The organism is Parapedobacter koreensis, assembly GCF_900109365.1.
GTDB classification, from domain to species: Bacteria; Bacteroidota; Bacteroidia; order Sphingobacteriales; family Sphingobacteriaceae; genus Parapedobacter; species Parapedobacter koreensis.
Window position 1 is genome coordinate 21,385 of the sequence record NZ_FNZR01000011.1, and the last position, 16,316, is coordinate 37,700.

Consider the following 16,316-nt stretch of genomic DNA (forward strand, 5'->3'; position numbering starts at 1 on the left):
CAAGGGGCTTAATGTGCCAACTTTGTCTTATCAAATTAAAAGATAAAAGTATGAGCACATTAAACAACAAAGTGATCCTGGTGACCGGAGCGTCAAGAGGTATCGGTGCTGAAGTAGCCGGGCAGTTGGCTGCTGCCGGCGCTAACGTTATCGTAAACTATGCCGGCGGAAAAGATGCCGCAGAAGAGGTCGTTGCTTCCATTAAGAAGAATGGAGGTGATGCCATGGCCCTACAAGCGGATGTAAGCAATGCGGATGCTGTAAAACAACTATTTGACAATGTCATCAATCATTACGGACGGGTTGATGTACTGGTCAATAATGCGGGCATCATGATTACCAAGCTAATCAAAGACACCACCGACGAGGATTTTACCCGCCAGTTCGACATCAATGTAAGAGGTGTATTCAATACGCTTCGTGAAGCAGCAACACGTCTTGCAGATAACGGTTCGATTATTAATTTTTCAACTTCGGTAAACCGGTTGATGTTGCCTACCTATGCCACCTATTCCGCTACAAAAGCAGCTGTAGAACAACTTACCCGTGTATTCGCAAAAGAAGTAGGAAGCAGGGGAATTAATGTTAACTCAGTTTCTCCCGGCCCTACCAATACAGAATTATTTACGAACGGTAAGCCTCAGGAAGTCATTGACCGATTAGCTTCTTTCTCTGCTTTTAATCGTATTGGCCAACCGGAAGACATTGCCAAAGTCATTGTATTTCTCGCCAGTGATGCGGCCAAATGGATTTCTGCCCAGAACATTGGGGTCAATGGAGCTATGGCGTAATGACATATTCATCTAAACAATCAATTAGATTTCAAATTCAAATACAATGAATTCACTAAAAAATAAAGTAGCCATTATTACAGGCTCAGGCAGGGGCTTGGGAAAAGCCATCGCAGAACGTTATGCCGCTTTAGGCGCAGCTATCGTATTGAACTATTCCAGAGACAAAGTTTCAGCAGATGAAGTGGAAAGTAACATCAACGCAATGGGTACTAAGGTAATTTCCGTGCAGGCTGATGTAAGCAAGGTATCCGATATCAAGCACCTGTTTGAAGCGGCAAAGAAAGCATTTGGCAAGATAGATATTGTTGTTGCGAATGTCGGTATTGAGATGGTGGAAACACCCGTTACTCAATTTACAGAAGAGCAATTTGACAGGTTGTTCTCCATCAATACCAAAGGTGCTTATTTTACCATGCAGCAGGCGGCCTTGAATGTGGAAGATAATGGACGAATCATCTATGTAGCGTCCAGTACGACTGCATTTCCTGTACCGGGGATGGCTGTTTATGGAGGAAGCAAAACGACTCCGAGATACTTAGTGGATGTACTGTCAAAAGAGATTGGCCATCGTGGGGTAACCGTCAATTCCATCATTCCTTTTGCGGTAGATCATTCCGGTATTTTTGCGGAAGAAGGCAGTTATCCGGAATTGCGGAAATCCTTGATTGATAGCTGCCCGATGGGAAGATTAGCGGAAGTAGAAGATGTAGCCAACATTGCTGAATTTTTCGCCAGCGATCTTTCCTCATTTGTGAACGGACAGCATTTATTGGTAAATGGCGGAGCCAATCAATAACAATCACTTTTAAAATGGCATGATGAGCAAAGTAAAATTGGCATTCTGAACAAACTAACCTATCTTTATCACGGGTAAATTTGCTTTCAAAATATCATAGATAATGAAAGCAATAATTTTAAAAGAATTTGGTTCGGCTGATAACTTACAGGTAGTTGAAGTACCAACTCCTGAAGAAATAGCAGAAAATGAGGTTTTAATCCAGGTGAAAGCATTTAGTGTAAATCCGTTGGATGCGCATGTGAGGGAAATACCCGAGTGGTGGAAACTGGTTAGTGGTTCGGATGTAACAGAACCTTACGTGATCCTGGGCTGGGACGTGGCCGGTATCGTTACAAAAACAGGAAAGAACGTCACTAAATTTAAAGAAGGAGATGCCGTGTATGGTTTGATCAACTTTTTAGGCAGGGGAAATGCCTATGCCGAATACGTGGCAGCACCAGAAAGCCATCTAGCGCTAAAACCTGAAAACATCAGTTTTGAAGCAGCAGCGTCAGCAACGATGGCTGCGCAAACGGCATGGGTTTCGTTGGTCCATTATGGCAATATAAAAAAGGGCGACAAGGTTGTTATTACCGGTGCTTCCGGTGGCGTCGGACATTATGCGGTGCAGATCGCGAAAAGCTTTGGAGCTTATGTAGTAGCTGTTTCCTCTGGGGAGAACAAGGATTGGGTACTTAGTTTGGGAGCGGATGAATATGTTGATTATAAGACACAGCATTTTGAAGAAATCGTCAAAGACGCAGATTTAGTACACGATGCGGTTTGGAGAGCGGACGAATCCCATCTTTCCCGATCGCTGATTGCCATTAAACCCGGCGGAACTTTATTGAGTTTAATGGTTTTTCCAAGTCCTGAATTCATCACAGCAGCAAAAGAGCAGCAAAACATTACCGTGGTTCGTGCCAACTTATCGGATACGCCAGACAAGCAAGGAGACATTGAAGCTATTAATGCTTTGCTTTCTTCGGGAAAGATAAAGTCCCACGTATCCGGCGTGTTTTCAATGGACGAAATTTCCAAAGCACACCATCAGATTGAAACGCATAGTACAGTGGGGAAAATTGTAGTGACAGTGTAGGATTATAATTATTAAGAAGAATGGCGACACAGCAGAAAAGCGATTTCAATGAAATAGTATGTTCCGTTACCGAAGAAAAATATTTTAAGGATGACCTATTTTTCGATTACCATTCTTTTGTAAGGGTTTTGTCCGGGGAAATGAAAATAATCCAAGCCGACAGAACATATGTATTCGGAGCTGGAAGCACATTCCTGTATCCCAGAAACCAGCTCTGCACCGTGATCAAATACCCACTTGAAGGCAGGCCCTATAAAGCTGTTATCATGACGCTGATGCCCCAACGATTGGAGGAATTCTATAAAAGACATCACATGAGATCGGCAGGTTTGAAAAATCCGGAAATAAAAGAATTTGGTCCGGGCCCTTTATTGGATAGCCTTTTCGATTCGTTGTTACCTTATTTCCGTTTGGAAAATCAATTACCTGAAACGGTAACTGTTCTGAAAATTAAGGAAGCCATTAGCATCCTTCGGGCAATCGATGAAGATACTGACGGAATCCTATCTGATTTCTCCCAACCTGGCAAGATCAACCTGTTTGATTTTATGCAAAAGAACTACATGTTCAATCTGTCACTCGAAAAATTCAGCTATTTGACGGGACGAAGTCTCTCTGCTTTCAATAGGGATTTTAGAACCACCTTTCATACTTCCCCTCAGAAATGGCTTACAAAAAAACGATTGGAACTGGCACTTCAACGAATAAAAAAGGAGAAAAGAAGACCGGTTGATGTATATCTGGAAGTGGGGTTCGAGAACTTATCCCACTTTTCCCATGCTTTTAAAAAACAGTTTGGTTTTGCTCCCAGTGAAATGCCAATACGTTGATTTGCGTTTACGCTAGCAGCAAGCATAGATAGATGAACAAAAAATCCGCAAGAACTAACATGCTGCGGATTTTTTGCGTTGAGTTTTTAGCCCTGAAAATCAGTTGATAAGCTATTTATCGTACTTCTATTTTATTTCAGTGATGAAATTCAAGTACGCTTCAATTGGTTGCTCAAGAGCAGATTTGAACATATCAAATAACTCCACGGTGTAGGGCTGCGCGAAGTGGAAATCAATCGCTTCTTGGCTCCGCCATCTTTCATACAACACATACGTTTTATCGTCGCCCGGTACGGTGTGCAGGAAGAATTGAATATTCCCAGCTTCGGGCCTGCTGTGTGCGATCGACTTTTCAAACTGCTTGAGGAAGGTATCCTGCATCCCGTCTTTTACCTTGAAGATCACGACCAGGTCAACCGGAGTATCGGTTGAAAACGGGGCCTTGATTTCATTTTTGGGCAGCGGCGCAATATCATGGAGATAAAGAATTTCCATAGGCTTTATTAACGCCGTTTTGTTTAACGCAAACACGTCTTCTGCGTATTTTTTCGTAAAATGTTCATCCAGTGATTTCCGGCTGTCCCATCTTTCAAATAGATATAGTATGTCCGGTTTGTCGCTATGTTCATACAGCGACATGGATATATTCCCGGGTTCGCTCAGCGCCCCATACCGATCTGAAATAAGCGCGTTTTTCAATGCTTCTTTGTGGTCCGCCTTCACATGGAAAGTAACCAATAGGGTGATTCGTTCATTAACAGTTGACATCATTTTAAATATTAAGTGTGTGATTTATTGATAAATTAACCCATCAGGCAGCGCCGTCATCGTGATAAAGGGGTTACGCCATTACCTCCTGCGTGGTCTTGATCCATCCCTTGGCGCTGTGTACGATAGCCATCAGCTTTTCGGGAATTTTCTTATCGGCAGCAAGGTCCGTATCCAGGATCATCGTAATATCGTCCTCGCGGCCTTCGTTGGCCCATTGCGCCCATTTTGGGTTGACTACCAGGCTTCTTCCGATCGCTACCAGGTCTAATCCCAAACTTAAAGCCTGGTCAGCTTCCGTTGGTGTGGTCACTTGTCCTGCTGCAATTACCGGTACACGGTTGTTTATATAGGAGGTCAATACCTGGGCGATCGTCTTATTGGTATTGCTGTCCAACGGTTTTTGCGTCAATACCTGGAACAAAGAGAAGTGGAGGTAATCTACCTGTTCCTGGATCAATCTGTCCACCAAAGCCAGGCTATCCGGTAATCTTAAACCTTCCTTTGGCAATTCCTCCGGGGAAATCCGAAAACCCAATACAAAAGGACGATCGGCATATTCGGCAATAACACGCCTTACTTCACGAACCACCTCCGTAGAAAAGCGCAAACGATTTTCGATGGATCCACCCCATTGGTCAGTCCGTTGGTTGAATAGCGGCGATAAAAAGTTTTGGTTCAGGAAGCCATGTGCACCGTGTATTTCAATACCGTCGAAACCCGCTTCTATAGCTCTGCGGGTAGTAGCACCAAACGCTTTGATAATATCCCGTATCTCATGCGCTGCTAACGCACGGGGTGTTAATAACTCAGCGGGCGTAAAAGGCGTCACTTCCGATTTTATGGCACTCGCGCTTACTACGGTTTGATTTGGGCTCAAGTCGGTCACGGTTTTATTGCCTGCGTGGAAAATCTGCAATATGGCAGGAGCCCCGCCACTTTTTGCTGCATCTGCCAATTTTTTCAGACTGGGGATGAAACGATCATCGTAGGCTGCGAATTCGTGGGTAAAGCCAATTCCCTCAGGAGTTACATGTGTACAACCAGTGATAATCAGTCCCACATCGTTTACCCGTTCTTTATACCATTCCACTTCTTCGTCAGAAATAGTAAAATCATGGTTGCCGGCCCATGTAGTCATTGGGGCCATTACAATCCTGTTTTTGATCTCGATACCATTTATCAGTTGAAAAGGTTCAAGCAATTTTTTATACGGTTTCATTTTCTTATTGTTTTGATACAAAGGTAGATGGCAAGCCCGAAGTACCGGATGCGCGGATGAAACCAAAAACTGCGAATTTCAAACAATCACAATGCGAACAGGGAGATGTTGAAACTCTTTTACTAAAAAAGACTGTCTCATTGATTTGAGAACAGTCTCTAAAGGTTGAGAAGCGGAATTTCGGTATTACAATAGTTTATTAAGCGTTTATAGCTGTTTTTGACGGTTACAAGTGTCTGTTACGAAAATGTTTTGGTGTTGAAGTCTCGGCTTTTTTGAAAAAATTAATAAAATGGGGCAATTCTTCAAAACCAAGGCACCAGGAAATTTCAGAAATATTCCAATCGGTGTGTTGCAATAAACTCTTGGCTTCTTGCATGATCCTTTCAGCGATAAATTGCGAGGTAGTCTTTCCTGTTATTTTTTTCAGCGAACGGTTTAGGTGATTGACGTGTACCGAAAGGTTCTCTGCGAACTCAATGGGGTATCTGAGTTTGATCTGTTGCCTTGGTGATTCGATGGGAAATTGGCGTTCCAGTAACTCTGCAAACAATGACGTTATTCTCAACGAGGCGTTTGAATCGTCAACAGGGTTGCTGCTAATGGGGTTTAGTTTTAATGCAAGATGAATAAGCTCAAAAACCAGCGCACGTATGGCGTCATATTTGTAAAAATAATCTGATTCGATCTCGGCGATCATCTTTTTGAAGATCGTGTTGATCTCTTCTTGTTGCTCAATATTCAACTCGAATAAAGGAATATTTCCCGGCTTAAAAACTGGATAATCGTTTATATTGCCGAAATGGTTGAAAAAGCCTTCCGTAAATACGCAGAAATAACCCGTTTGTTCCTCATCCAACAATTCCCAGGAATAGGGGATATTGGGATTAGAAAATAAAAGCGCGCTATCCATAAATTCCAAACTCTTGTCTGCATAAGAAAATTTTGTATGCCCTTTTAGAACACTTATTTTATAGAATCCCTTTCGATTATAGGGTTGGCAATTCACTTTATTTGAAGGCGTGCTAAACAGTGGAAAAACATTAAACTGTCCGATCTCTCTTTGCAGGTGATCCGGCATCCAGATTAATTTATCATCCAAAAATTGCTGTGCTTGTGTTGCTCTTTCCATAACTTTAGTGTACCTCAATTCCATAACAACTTATTTTCACAAAATTAAGGACATCACTAGCTAGAAAATTACAAAAATCAAATGCTTTGATGCAAAAATCAAACACTGTATATAGACAGCTCATTCACCATGAGTTGGATAGCACTTTCACTTCCTTGGAAGTGTTCTTCAAAAAAGCGTCGTTTAGAATGAACAACTAATTGCTATTCAAGAGGAAGAAGAGAAAATAACAATAGAGCACGTCGTGCTCGCCAAAATGGGTCCGTAAGACTTTCAATGCATTGACAAGGTGGTACTTTACCGTATTTTTAGAAATATGCATTCGTTCGGCAATTTCCTCATAGGACAGCCCTTCGTAGCGGCTGAGTGTAAACACTTCTTGTTGTTGGTCGCTCAACTTGCTCAACGCATCTTGGGCAAGTTGCTCCAGTTCATTTCTAAACACAGTCTCTTCGGTATCATTATTCGAAAAATCCATAAACAACCTCACCTGTTCCCTGAACCGTTCAGAGGCGGCAGCTTTCCGCCAAGCATCTACCAACGTGCGCCGCGCAATGGTAAACAAAAAAGGTGCTATCGCCCGGTCAGGATTCAAGGTTGCCCGATGAAGCCACAAGCTGAGGAACGTATCTTGGACAATCTCTTCGCTTTGCGCATTGTCCTTTAGGAAATTAAAAGCAAACTGGAAAACCTTGCGATGAAAACGGTCGAACACTTCACGAAAGGCATGTTCATCACCGGCTATTAAGCGGCTACAAAGTTCGGGTTCCGGAAGGTGCCTTATTGCCATCTTTTAGAAAATTGGTTAGTGTCAGCATGCCCAATGCGACAAAGTACGTTGGACACTTATGCAAACTTAGCGAAAATAACGATATTTCCAAATGAATTAAAATTGCCACCGTATCTGTAGTCGGATGTCTGATCGTTGGTTGCCTTCAATTGCATCTAACCCGCTTCCCACCTCTTCTACGTCATAATAAATAAATGTCGCATACCGCACCCATACGTCCAGCTTACGTCCGAAGCGATAACGAAGGTTTGCATAAGTGCGGATACCGTCGTTGTGATAGAGCGGAAATGAATAGGCATACAAAACATCGTTCTCAAAGGCATAGATGCGCGAATTGTATCCAGGCGTAGCAAACAATGCAACACGCATATTGCCACTCAACCTTCCACTCATTGGCTTGAAAATAACATCATGATAGACCATCCAACCCAGCTCCGTAGCATTCCCTTCCTTCTGGTAATGTGCCAATTCCAAACGGTTTCGCATACGCCATGTATCATTCAACTTATATTGGCCGCTTACCCGCACTTGCTGGCGCAATACATCTACAATCGCATTATGGGATGCCGTTGTTGCCGCATTTTCCTCCCGTTGCCGATAGCGGTAGCGGATGGTGATGTCAGCCCGTTTGTACCAGGTATAGGTAAATTGCGTAAGGAGGTCGGCTCCCCGCGATGGCGCGTCTACCCGATAACGCAACCAGGGAAACCGAAAAAAATCAGCGTATAAAACCCACTCCACTGCCCTATTCGGATGATACGCCAAACCGGAATAAAACCCGCGTTCATTGGCCGCTCCGCTCCCTTCCGCCATCCCTTGGTTGAAAAACGAATGATAGTCACGTTGATAATTACGGTAATGTAATGCCAACGAAAGATGGGGGTGCAAGGATGTCATGAGTCCATTAACCAGTGCAAAGCCGCTCCCTATTCGATGAGCAACCTCCCCGAATAAATATATTCCCCGCCAAGAGTGGTTGTAATAGAGGCTGGTGTTCCAAAGGCTACGCCCACGAAAGGCAAATCGGTTTCGCAGCAGATTTTGTGGTTGGATGGCCGCATTGAAGCGGGTATGGTATGCCGTTGCGCCAATCCGGAGCCGTCGAGATTCATATTGCATATTCGCACCATACGCCCGCTGCGATAGTGCATGCCGATTGGCTGTTTCCGTAGGCGTGCGATGAAGTCCTGTTTGACTAATCGAGCCCACAGCAGGCTCATCACCTGTCGTATCATAGGCCGAACCATCGAGGCGGCGCCCGGAAAAGAAAGGTGTAACAGACAAACGTCCAAATGCGATGGTGGCGGCTCCTCCCCGTAAAAATGACACTTCATTGGAGGACGTGTAGGGTCGTAAGCCCATAGCCTGCTTGGCAATACCTTGCAGCATCGATCCCTTGCCAAAACCTATACCACTCCACATTGCCAACCCTTGTCCAAATTGCAATGCGTAGTCACCCACAACCACATCCTTCAACCAGCCTTGATTGCGTATATAAACACTGCCTGAGTAAAAGTCAAAACCATATCGCTGCGGGCCGCCAAAAAAAGCTTCGCCTGCATCTTTCTTCATATTGAGCGCTACCTGCAAATCACGGCCAAAATGATATCGGTAGCGTGCAAAGACCTGATCAGGTGTGCCAAGATAGCGCGATCGGCTGGTATCCGTAATGGCATAACCGCGTCGTTGTTGTAATGTGCGCCCATACCTGACCATCACGTCATGTGTCCCCTCTTTCAATAATTGGCTTACGCTTACCTCCGAAAGCGCACGAGGAGCACTTACTACAATATAAGGTAGCAATAACCGGAGCAATTCGATATCCAGTCCTTCAATAGCCTGCAATTCATATATCGCGACAAATTTTCCGGACTGCTCCCGATGTTCCAGCAAATTATCGATAAATAATTGGGGCAAAAATTGAAGTTCCCTTAGCTCCCTGCCATCGGTAGCATTGAGGTCGATAGGATGCCGCTCGTAAAATTCCAGTCGTTCTGCCAATTCCGAAAAATCAAAATCTTCGGTCAATTCTTCCGCGACAAGTTCTGTCAGCCGTTCCATAAGTAAGTCCGTTTCGGATTGGGCATATAAGCCGGACATCGCCAACAAACCCACAACCAATATGACATATCGATTAAAACGCATAGCTTAAGCCTATTTGCGGCGACGTACCCAAGCGGGGATGGAAAGTGGCCGCTGCATCCATTGTAAAACGTTGCCAGTTCACGCCAAAGCCTGCATGCTGTTGCAAAGGGTTGGTGGATAGCCCCCCTCGTAAAGACAGGATATCACCCACGTGATAAGCTATCCCGAAATTCCCGGCCACAGTACCTTCCAAGCGATATACCGCATCCGCTGTCACCATCACACCTGCCCATGGGTAGCTCGCGCCAAATCGTATAAACGAGGGAATAGTACCGTAAACATCCATTCCGTAAGTCGCTTTATTGAGGTTAGTATATTGTAGCCCGATGGTTGCGCCCTGCTCGAAATAATACTGTACGCCCAAATCTACAGATAGCGAAAACGTACTGAGGTAATTGGGTATAAAAAGCTGGTGGTAGTTGGTAGACAGGCCGATGGAAAATTGCGACCCGAACCGTTTGGCAAAAGAAAAACCTACTTTAGTATCGTCGTATGCCGCTTTTAATCCATATCGATTCGCAGCCAATCCGAACACGCCTAAGCGGGTGGGGATACCCAATAAGGCTGCACGCGTGGTGATATCCGTTGTAAAAAAATGATGCTGGTAATTGACACTGGCAGTCAGGCGTTCCAGTCCCACCAGACCGGCTGGATTAGCCGTCAAACTGTAAATCCCCTTTAGGGCGGTGCCCGTAAAACCCATGGCTTGGTAGTTTGGGCCGACGTAGGTCTGGGCGAGGCTTTCATAGGAGATTAGGAGGAGTATGAGACACCTTCCAATCATGGAGGTGAAGATAAGAAAAAAAAAGAAAAAAACACGGATAGCAGCCTTGTCTATTGAGGCATGGCATTGCTATCCGTGTTTGTTTGGCCTGCTATACCTGGTAGTATTGCTCCCAGCCTTTTCGTGGTGGAGGTCCTACCAATAGCTCGTTGGCCAATTCGTTATTGGTAATGATCTTTTTCTTTTGATCAAACTCCAACTTGGTATTCAGTTTCTGTGCCAGTACTCCCAGCGAAAACACTTGGCTCAAGGGGCCGGCAATAGCAAAGGGTGAACGTGTCTCTTCCTCGCCTTTACAGGCTTTCAGGAAATTGGCGAAGTGATTGGAGGGACTTACGGGCACTTCGGGCAATTGGGATGCCATTTCTTTTGCTTTCTCCTCAGGGATAATCGACAGGGTACTGCCATGTGATCCGCCTTTGAACGTCAATTCTTTACCATAAATGATTTTTCCGGGATTTAATTTTACCGGTTCGAGCGCGCCCGTACTGGGCGGGGGAATATTGGGATCCAATCCCGAAACACCATATCCTTCCGGAATAGGAGGCAAATTGTCTAACCCGTCATACCATGTGATGTCTAACGCAGGCATGCGTTTACGTTTGGGAAACTTGAATACGATCGTCGAAGACATTGGAAAGAAAAAGTCATTATGGCCGCTGGCTTTCGTACATTCCACTTCGTAGGGCAATCCCAAGTCCAGAAACTGGTGGGCGGTATCAATCAGGTGCGCACCCCAATCACCCAACGCTCCCATGCCGAAATCGTACCAACAGCGCCACTGGCCATTGATGTAATCCTTGTTGTATCCGTGTTGCTGCGCAATGGCTGAATGCCACAAATCCCAATCCAAGGTATTGGGAATAGGCTCCGTCGGTGGAAAAGATTTGATATTGGGATCCCAGCCATGCCAACGGCGTGGTGAATTCATGTGTGCAGTAATGGCTGTCACATCTTTGATGATGCCGGCATCCACCCATGCTTTAAACTGAAAGTAATTGGCTTCCGAATGCCCCTGATTGCCCATTTGGGTAACCACCTTATTATATTTTTGGGCAGCCTTCATCATCAGTTCAACTTCGTTAAACGTGCGGGCCATCGGTTTTTCTACATACACATGTTTACCCAATCCCATCGCGTGCATAGTAATCGGAAAGTGCGAAAAGTCAGGCACACCAACGGTTACCGCTTCGATCTCGTTGCCCATCTTGTCAAACATTTGGCGGAAATCCTGAAACCGCGGTACGTTCGGGAATTGCTTCAACACGTTTTCGGTATGTGGGGCACCCATGTCTACATCACACAGCGCCACAATATTGGCAAGCCCGGTGGCGTAAAGATCCCGTATAATTTCGCCGCCGCGATTGCCAATCCCAATACAGGCCAAATTGACACGCTCATTAGCCGCAGCTAATTTGGGTCTGGCCATTAGTAGATCGGGAACCACTGCCGCAGCGGCCGAAGCCAACATGGCTTGCTTCAAAAAACGCCTTCTTGAATTGGTGTTTTTATTCATTTGTCATTGATTTTAAGGGATGTAAATAACTTGGTTGTAAAAGTAACGTTTACGCAGAAGCATCCGATACGCCCTTAAAATAGCCTACACATTCGGCCAAGCCGGCTAACGGATCTTTCATGTCTTTTTCAAACTCCAAACTGCATTTTCCCGCATATCCCACCTTACGTAAGGTCTTCACAAATTCAGGGATATCAATGACGCCTCTCCCCAATTCGCACGTGCTCCCCTCTTTGGTCGCTGCAGTGACATTTTTAAGGTGGATATCGAAAATCCGATCGCGATAGCGTTCCAAATCCTTGATGGGATCTTGCCCATCCCGCATATTGTGACCCATGTCAAAACAAAGCCCCATACGCTCATCCAAATTTTTCACCAGCTCAAAAATACTGGTTGCATTGGGGTATAAGTTGTCTTCTGGCCCATGGTTGTGGAGCGCATAGCGGATATCATATGCTTTGGCTTTATCCGCGATATACGCCAGATCTTCTTTATTGGGTATGCCCACGATAAGTTTTACGCCCACGCGTTTTGCATAGTCAAATGCGTTGTCTATTTCGGTTTTGGACTTGGTCATGTAAATGGGGCCTACGGCATAGCCGGTAACACCAGAATCAGCCAGCTTTTTATGGAATGCCGCTATTTCAGCATCCGAGCTGGTCAATGGCAGATGAAAATCTTTAATACATAAATAGTGCACATCCATGCGTTTCATCATGGCTAGTGATTCATCTAATCCGAAATGCACAAAGCTGTATCCGGCAATACCGAGTTCAAACCGATCATTGCTACGTACATCGTTGTGCCCGCTGTTGGCATGTGCCCAAGCAGTGGATCCCCCCATCGCCGCTGCTGAAACTCCGAGCAGTCCTTTTTGAATGAATGTTCTTCTTGTTTCCATCAATATGAATTATCTGTTAAATATATTGGTTATTTGTTTATAATTCCCGTTTCCGGGGTACCAAAAAATTCCGTCTGTTTGCAGTGGTTCTATTTTTGGCCTAGGAGCGTGAATGCAGTGAGCGTTCCAGTCAAAAATAGAATCACTGCAAACAGTGCATCGCTCAACAGCTGATATTTGTCGTGCCTCCCGTTCCTTTACAACTTCATCAGATTCGGCTTTTTACCTATATTAGCCCAATGGATCACAAACGGGCTACCATCAAGGATATTGCGGCGACATTGAGAATCTCACCGTCTACCGTCTCCAAAGCGCTGCGCGATCATCCCAATATCGGGGTAGTCACCAAAGAACGCGTCAAAAAGCTCGCGCAACAACTCCATTTTGTCCCCAACCAAGCGGCAATCCGGTTCAAACAGCAGAAATCTTTTACGCTCGGCATCGTGATTCCCAATATGCTGGATCATTTTTATGTTGCCGCTGTTGAAGGCTTTGAACGATTTGCCTATGACAATGGTTACAATGTGCTCATCTGCCAAAGCCATGAAAGCCTCCAGCGCGAAAAAGAGCTCTTGTGCACCTTGCAAGCAAACCGTGTAGACGGGCTGGTCATTGCCATATCCCGCGAAACCGCAGACACGACACATATTAATGAATTCGTCCACGCGGGCATCCCCATTGTTTATTTCATCCGCAAACCCATCAATGAAGAATATCACTGTGTATGCAGCGACGTCTATAAGGGGGCTACCGATGCCGTTGCCTATTTGGTTTCCCGGGGCCATCTCAGGATAGGACTTATCAATGCCTCCTCATTTTGGACCACCAGTCGCGACCGTTTTCTTGGATACCGCGACGGGCTTATCCAGCACCAGATTCCTTTTGACAAATCGCTTGTTCAAGAAAGCGACTTTACCCAGGAACACAATTTTCAAGCTACACGCCGACTGATGCAGCTTCCTAATCCGCCTACGGCCATCCTCTCCTTCAAAGATCAGGTCATGCTGGATGCACACAACTGCTTACGCCGGGAATTCGCATCAAACGCCGACACCATCGAACTTATCGGTTACGGTGCAAACCCCATGATCCAATACCTGGAGCGGCCTCCGCTTGCTTCACTCAAAGAACAACCCTATGAAATTGGGCAAAAATCAGGTTTATTGTTGTTGGACTTAATCAATCACCCACAACCTGGATACGAACCTCAACTTATAAAAGTACCCTGTGAACTGCAGGTATTCACAGCGTGATAACAAAGGTAAAGAAAGCGCGCTTTCAAACTGACCTTTCCTGCGAAACTTCCTTTATGAATAAGAAGCAGGTTCAAAAAAGCCACTTTTTGATATTATTCAATCGGTGTACTTGATTTTGCCAACAACCTTCCCGCGTATTAACGCATAATAATTTCATCCACAAAAACCCAAGCGGGATTCCCTTCGGCCGGAAAACCACGGGGTATCGGAACAAATGGTTCTACCGCTATCCGAAGATAACGGATCGCTTCCCCGGCCATCGGAGCAACTATCATCCGCCTTGGTAAGGCTTGTTGTGGGTTAGTTAGCGGTGGTTGAAAACGCAAGAGTAACCGCGCATCCGTTGAATCCATTCCGCCCCATACCTCCACCCATTTAGGCGGATAGATATGGCTGCCATAGTCCTGTTTGACACTGATGCCGATGGTATCGATACGAATAGCATTGTCAAAATGCATGGATGCAACCAGTTGCTCACCATGGAAGCCCAGCCATTTGCCATCTGCGTGATTGCTGCTGCCACTTGCTAAATCCGTTAGTGTAAGTGCACCGCGGCCCTTATATTGCGGATTCGGACGGCTCAGCAGGAATGCCCGGTCTGGAGCGCGTCCCGATCGGTGTAGCGTCCGCGCCACTTCCTTACTCGATAACCAGCCAGTTTTATAACCCCTTACCCGGATTCCGGTGGTGTGTTCGGCTACAAATGGTTTACTGTAAACCTGGGAATGCACACTATCCGGTTCGCTTCCATCCAACGTATAGCGAAGCTCAACACCCTTTACCGGATGAGTCAAGGTCACCTGTACACGATCCCGGAAGAAGTCATTCTTCGGCATTATCACCGGATCATTCAAGGACAATAAGGTATGGCCGTCATCCACATAGCCCCGTTCAATACGGATATTTCTGTATTGTTGCTGCAAACGATCCAATGCATTCGTATCGATACGGGTATTCCATACGTATACGGCACGCAAGGCCGGTGCAGCCAGCAATTGCTTAAGACCCGCTTCCGTGACTGAAGTGCCACTCAGGCCGACGGTGCGCAATTTGGGAAGTGTCGCCAAGGTTGCGAGCCAGGTGTCATCAACAGGTGTACCGTTTAACAACAATTCGCGCAGGTTGATGAACCTTTTCACGGTTTCCCGGCTATTTGTAGATACCGGCATTCCACTCAAGGTGAGTGAAACCACTTGTTTATCCACCGATGCAAGCTCTTCCAACGAGCGATCGGTATACATGGCTTTCCCATAGAAGCCTACGGCCAACGCGGGTGACTCTTGGGCCACGGGTTTAACAACACGGTATGGCGTATTTAGCTTTTCAACGGTTTCAGCATCCGCCGCGGAAAAACCATACGTTTCACCTTTAGACGCACCATAAATGGCTACCGCGAGTTGGTGAATCGTATCACCCATTGGCAAAGTAGCCAGCGGGATGTTAAAGTCTGCACCAGAAGCAACCCACGCTTTGACCAAAGCAAGTTCTTCTGGCGTGAGTTGGGGTTTCCCTTTAGGCGGCATACGATGTTCGTGATCCAAATCAAGCAGCAACCGTTCAATGAGCAGGCTCTCTTCGGCTGAGTCCTTTGCCAGCAGCTGGCCGTGCTTGCCGCCTTTCAATATCGAAGCGGTGTCCGAAAGCACCAAATCACCTTTGGCCTTGGCAGCACTGTGGCAACTCAGGCATTTTGCTTGCAAAATGGGATAAACGACATCTTGGAATACGATCGCCGTTTCCATGTCCAACGCCTTTTCTTTACTGCGACGCAAGGGTTCAAACAAATAATCTTCACCATGCGTCAGCCCTGCTCCGAAATGCCCGGCTGTGAGCAAGATCACCAATGAAAGGCTCAGCCCAGCCCGAAAAAACGGTGGATAGTGCCTTTTTCCCTTATTGCCCGGTATTTGGTAGTACCACAATAAACCCGTTGCTAAAAAACACAAGGCTACCCCCGTCCATTTATGCCAGACGAACCCATTGCCTTCATACCCCCCTTCTTTAGCGAGTAACAAGCCTGCCACTACGGTAATGGCAGCACACCACGCACCCGCCAAAAGCAGCACACGCACCAGTCGGCTGACGGTCGCTTGCGGCAGATTCAACCGATTCCCAAAACACGCAAAAGACCAAGCCAACACCAACAGGACAATCGGAAAATGCAGCAACAACGGATGAGTCCGGCCCAATACCTGCAATACGCTAGGCACCACGATACGATCCTCAAAAAACAGGAAGAACACGATGAATGCATGGAGGCCAATCAGCAGGTTCAGCAACAGCGCTTGGATTGATTTCATT

General features: G+C 45.8%; 14 protein-coding genes. 5 read left to right on the forward strand and 9 right to left on the reverse strand.

What is annotated here, in order from left to right; all coding sequences use genetic code 11:
- Positions 1–50 precede the first annotated feature (50 nt).
- The 4 genes from BMW65_RS20800 to BMW65_RS20815 all read left to right on the forward strand — a co-directional run bounded on the left by BMW65_RS20800 (position 51) and on the right by BMW65_RS20815 (position 3,501).
- Positions 51–791 (forward strand): SDR family oxidoreductase, encoded by a 741-nt coding sequence (locus tag BMW65_RS20800; RefSeq protein WP_090608543.1) that lies wholly within the window; start codon positions 51–53, stop codon positions 789–791.
- Between the two features lie 46 nt (positions 792–837).
- Positions 838–1,590, forward strand: a complete 753-nt coding sequence (locus BMW65_RS20805) for an SDR family oxidoreductase (RefSeq protein ID WP_090608545.1) — start codon at positions 838–840, stop codon at positions 1,588–1,590.
- Positions 1,591–1,693: 103 nt separating this feature from the next.
- The gene (locus tag BMW65_RS20810; RefSeq protein WP_090608547.1) at positions 1,694–2,671 is read left to right on the forward strand and encodes an NADP-dependent oxidoreductase; all 978 of its coding nucleotides are present in this window, start codon (positions 1,694–1,696) and stop codon (positions 2,669–2,671) included.
- A 20-nt stretch (positions 2,672–2,691) separates the two neighbouring features.
- A complete protein-coding gene (locus BMW65_RS20815) occupies positions 2,692–3,501 on the forward strand; it encodes an AraC family transcriptional regulator (protein WP_090608549.1) in 810 nt (269 codons plus the stop codon).
- Positions 3,502–3,627: 126 nt separating this feature from the next.
- Here the strand turns inward: BMW65_RS20815 and BMW65_RS20820 are convergent, their stop codons facing one another.
- The 8 genes from BMW65_RS20820 to BMW65_RS20855 all read right to left on the reverse strand — a co-directional run bounded on the left by BMW65_RS20820 (position 3,628) and on the right by BMW65_RS20855 (position 12,759).
- Positions 3,628–4,272 carry a putative quinol monooxygenase gene (locus BMW65_RS20820; RefSeq protein WP_090608551.1) on the reverse strand — a complete coding sequence of 215 codons (645 nt, stop codon included), beginning with the start codon at positions 4,270–4,272 and terminating at the stop codon, positions 3,628–3,630.
- A gap of 70 nt (positions 4,273–4,342) precedes the next feature.
- The gene (locus BMW65_RS20825; RefSeq protein ID WP_090608553.1) at positions 4,343–5,491 is read right to left on the reverse strand and encodes an NADH-dependent flavin oxidoreductase; all 1,149 of its coding nucleotides are present in this window, start codon (positions 5,489–5,491) and stop codon (positions 4,343–4,345) included.
- A gap of 226 nt (positions 5,492–5,717) precedes the next feature.
- Entirely contained in the window at positions 5,718–6,623 is a 906-nt protein-coding gene (locus BMW65_RS20830; RefSeq protein ID WP_090608554.1) for a helix-turn-helix domain-containing protein, read from the reverse strand.
- 196 nt (positions 6,624–6,819) lie between these two features.
- Positions 6,820–7,413, reverse strand: a complete 594-nt coding sequence (locus BMW65_RS20835) for an RNA polymerase sigma factor (protein WP_090608556.1) — start codon at positions 7,411–7,413, stop codon at positions 6,820–6,822.
- Between the two features lie 96 nt (positions 7,414–7,509).
- Entirely contained in the window at positions 7,510–9,558 is a 2,049-nt protein-coding gene (locus BMW65_RS20840; RefSeq protein WP_090608558.1) for a helix-hairpin-helix domain-containing protein, read from the reverse strand.
- Positions 9,548–10,342 carry a hypothetical protein gene (locus tag BMW65_RS20845; protein ID WP_090608560.1) on the reverse strand — a complete coding sequence of 265 codons (795 nt, stop codon included), beginning with the start codon at positions 10,340–10,342 and terminating at the stop codon, positions 9,548–9,550. The genes BMW65_RS20840 and BMW65_RS20845 overlap by 11 nt, the downstream gene beginning before the upstream one ends.
- Before the next feature lie 91 nt (positions 10,343–10,433).
- The gene (locus BMW65_RS20850; RefSeq protein ID WP_090608563.1) at positions 10,434–11,858 is read right to left on the reverse strand and encodes a Gfo/Idh/MocA family oxidoreductase; all 1,425 of its coding nucleotides are present in this window, start codon (positions 11,856–11,858) and stop codon (positions 10,434–10,436) included.
- A gap of 49 nt (positions 11,859–11,907) precedes the next feature.
- The gene (locus tag BMW65_RS20855; RefSeq protein ID WP_090608565.1) at positions 11,908–12,759 is read right to left on the reverse strand and encodes a sugar phosphate isomerase/epimerase family protein; all 852 of its coding nucleotides are present in this window, start codon (positions 12,757–12,759) and stop codon (positions 11,908–11,910) included.
- Positions 12,760–12,998: 239 nt separating this feature from the next.
- Here BMW65_RS20855 and BMW65_RS20860 point away from each other — a divergent pair, with 239 nt between their 5' ends.
- Positions 12,999–14,012: a LacI family DNA-binding transcriptional regulator gene (locus BMW65_RS20860; RefSeq protein ID WP_090608567.1), complete on the forward strand. Its 1,014-nt coding sequence runs from the start codon at positions 12,999–13,001 to the stop codon at positions 14,010–14,012.
- 140 nt (positions 14,013–14,152) lie between these two features.
- On the opposite strand, the gene BMW65_RS20865 is transcribed toward BMW65_RS20860, so the two are convergent.
- Positions 14,153–16,315: a c-type cytochrome domain-containing protein gene (locus tag BMW65_RS20865; protein ID WP_090608569.1), complete on the reverse strand. Its 2,163-nt coding sequence runs from the start codon at positions 16,313–16,315 to the stop codon at positions 14,153–14,155.
- Position 16,316: the final 1 nt, after the last annotated feature.

What these genes read in the sequence shown, in the direction of transcription:
- BMW65_RS20800 (WP_090608543.1), top strand. Translation starts at nt 51, where the DNA reads ATGAGCACATTAAACAACAAAGTGATCCTGGTGACCGGAGCGTCAAGA.
- BMW65_RS20865 (WP_090608569.1), bottom strand. Translation starts at nt 16,315, where the DNA reads ATGAAATCAATCCAAGCGCTGTTGCTGAACCTGCTGATTGGCCTCCAT.
- BMW65_RS20840 (WP_090608558.1), bottom strand. Translation starts at nt 9,558, where the DNA reads ATGCGTTTTAATCGATATGTCATATTGGTTGTGGGTTTGTTGGCGATG.
- BMW65_RS20820 (WP_090608551.1), bottom strand. Translation starts at nt 4,272, where the DNA reads ATGATGTCAACTGTTAATGAACGAATCACCCTATTGGTTACTTTCCAT.
- BMW65_RS20815 (WP_090608549.1), top strand. Translation starts at nt 2,692, where the DNA reads ATGGCGACACAGCAGAAAAGCGATTTCAATGAAATAGTATGTTCCGTT.
- BMW65_RS20825 (WP_090608553.1), bottom strand. Translation starts at nt 5,491, where the DNA reads ATGAAACCGTATAAAAAATTGCTTGAACCTTTTCAACTGATAAATGGT.
- BMW65_RS20850 (WP_090608563.1), bottom strand. Translation starts at nt 11,858, where the DNA reads ATGAATAAAAACACCAATTCAAGAAGGCGTTTTTTGAAGCAAGCCATG.
- BMW65_RS20845 (WP_090608560.1), bottom strand. Translation starts at nt 10,342, where the DNA reads ATGATTGGAAGGTGTCTCATACTCCTCCTAATCTCCTATGAAAGCCTC.
- BMW65_RS20805 (WP_090608545.1), top strand. Translation starts at nt 838, where the DNA reads ATGAATTCACTAAAAAATAAAGTAGCCATTATTACAGGCTCAGGCAGG.
- BMW65_RS20835 (WP_090608556.1), bottom strand. Translation starts at nt 7,413, where the DNA reads ATGGCAATAAGGCACCTTCCGGAACCCGAACTTTGTAGCCGCTTAATA.
- BMW65_RS20810 (WP_090608547.1), top strand. Translation starts at nt 1,694, where the DNA reads ATGAAAGCAATAATTTTAAAAGAATTTGGTTCGGCTGATAACTTACAG.
- BMW65_RS20855 (WP_090608565.1), bottom strand. Translation starts at nt 12,759, where the DNA reads ATGGAAACAAGAAGAACATTCATTCAAAAAGGACTGCTCGGAGTTTCA.
- BMW65_RS20860 (WP_090608567.1), top strand. Translation starts at nt 12,999, where the DNA reads ATGGATCACAAACGGGCTACCATCAAGGATATTGCGGCGACATTGAGA.
- BMW65_RS20830 (WP_090608554.1), bottom strand. Translation starts at nt 6,623, where the DNA reads ATGGAAAGAGCAACACAAGCACAGCAATTTTTGGATGATAAATTAATC.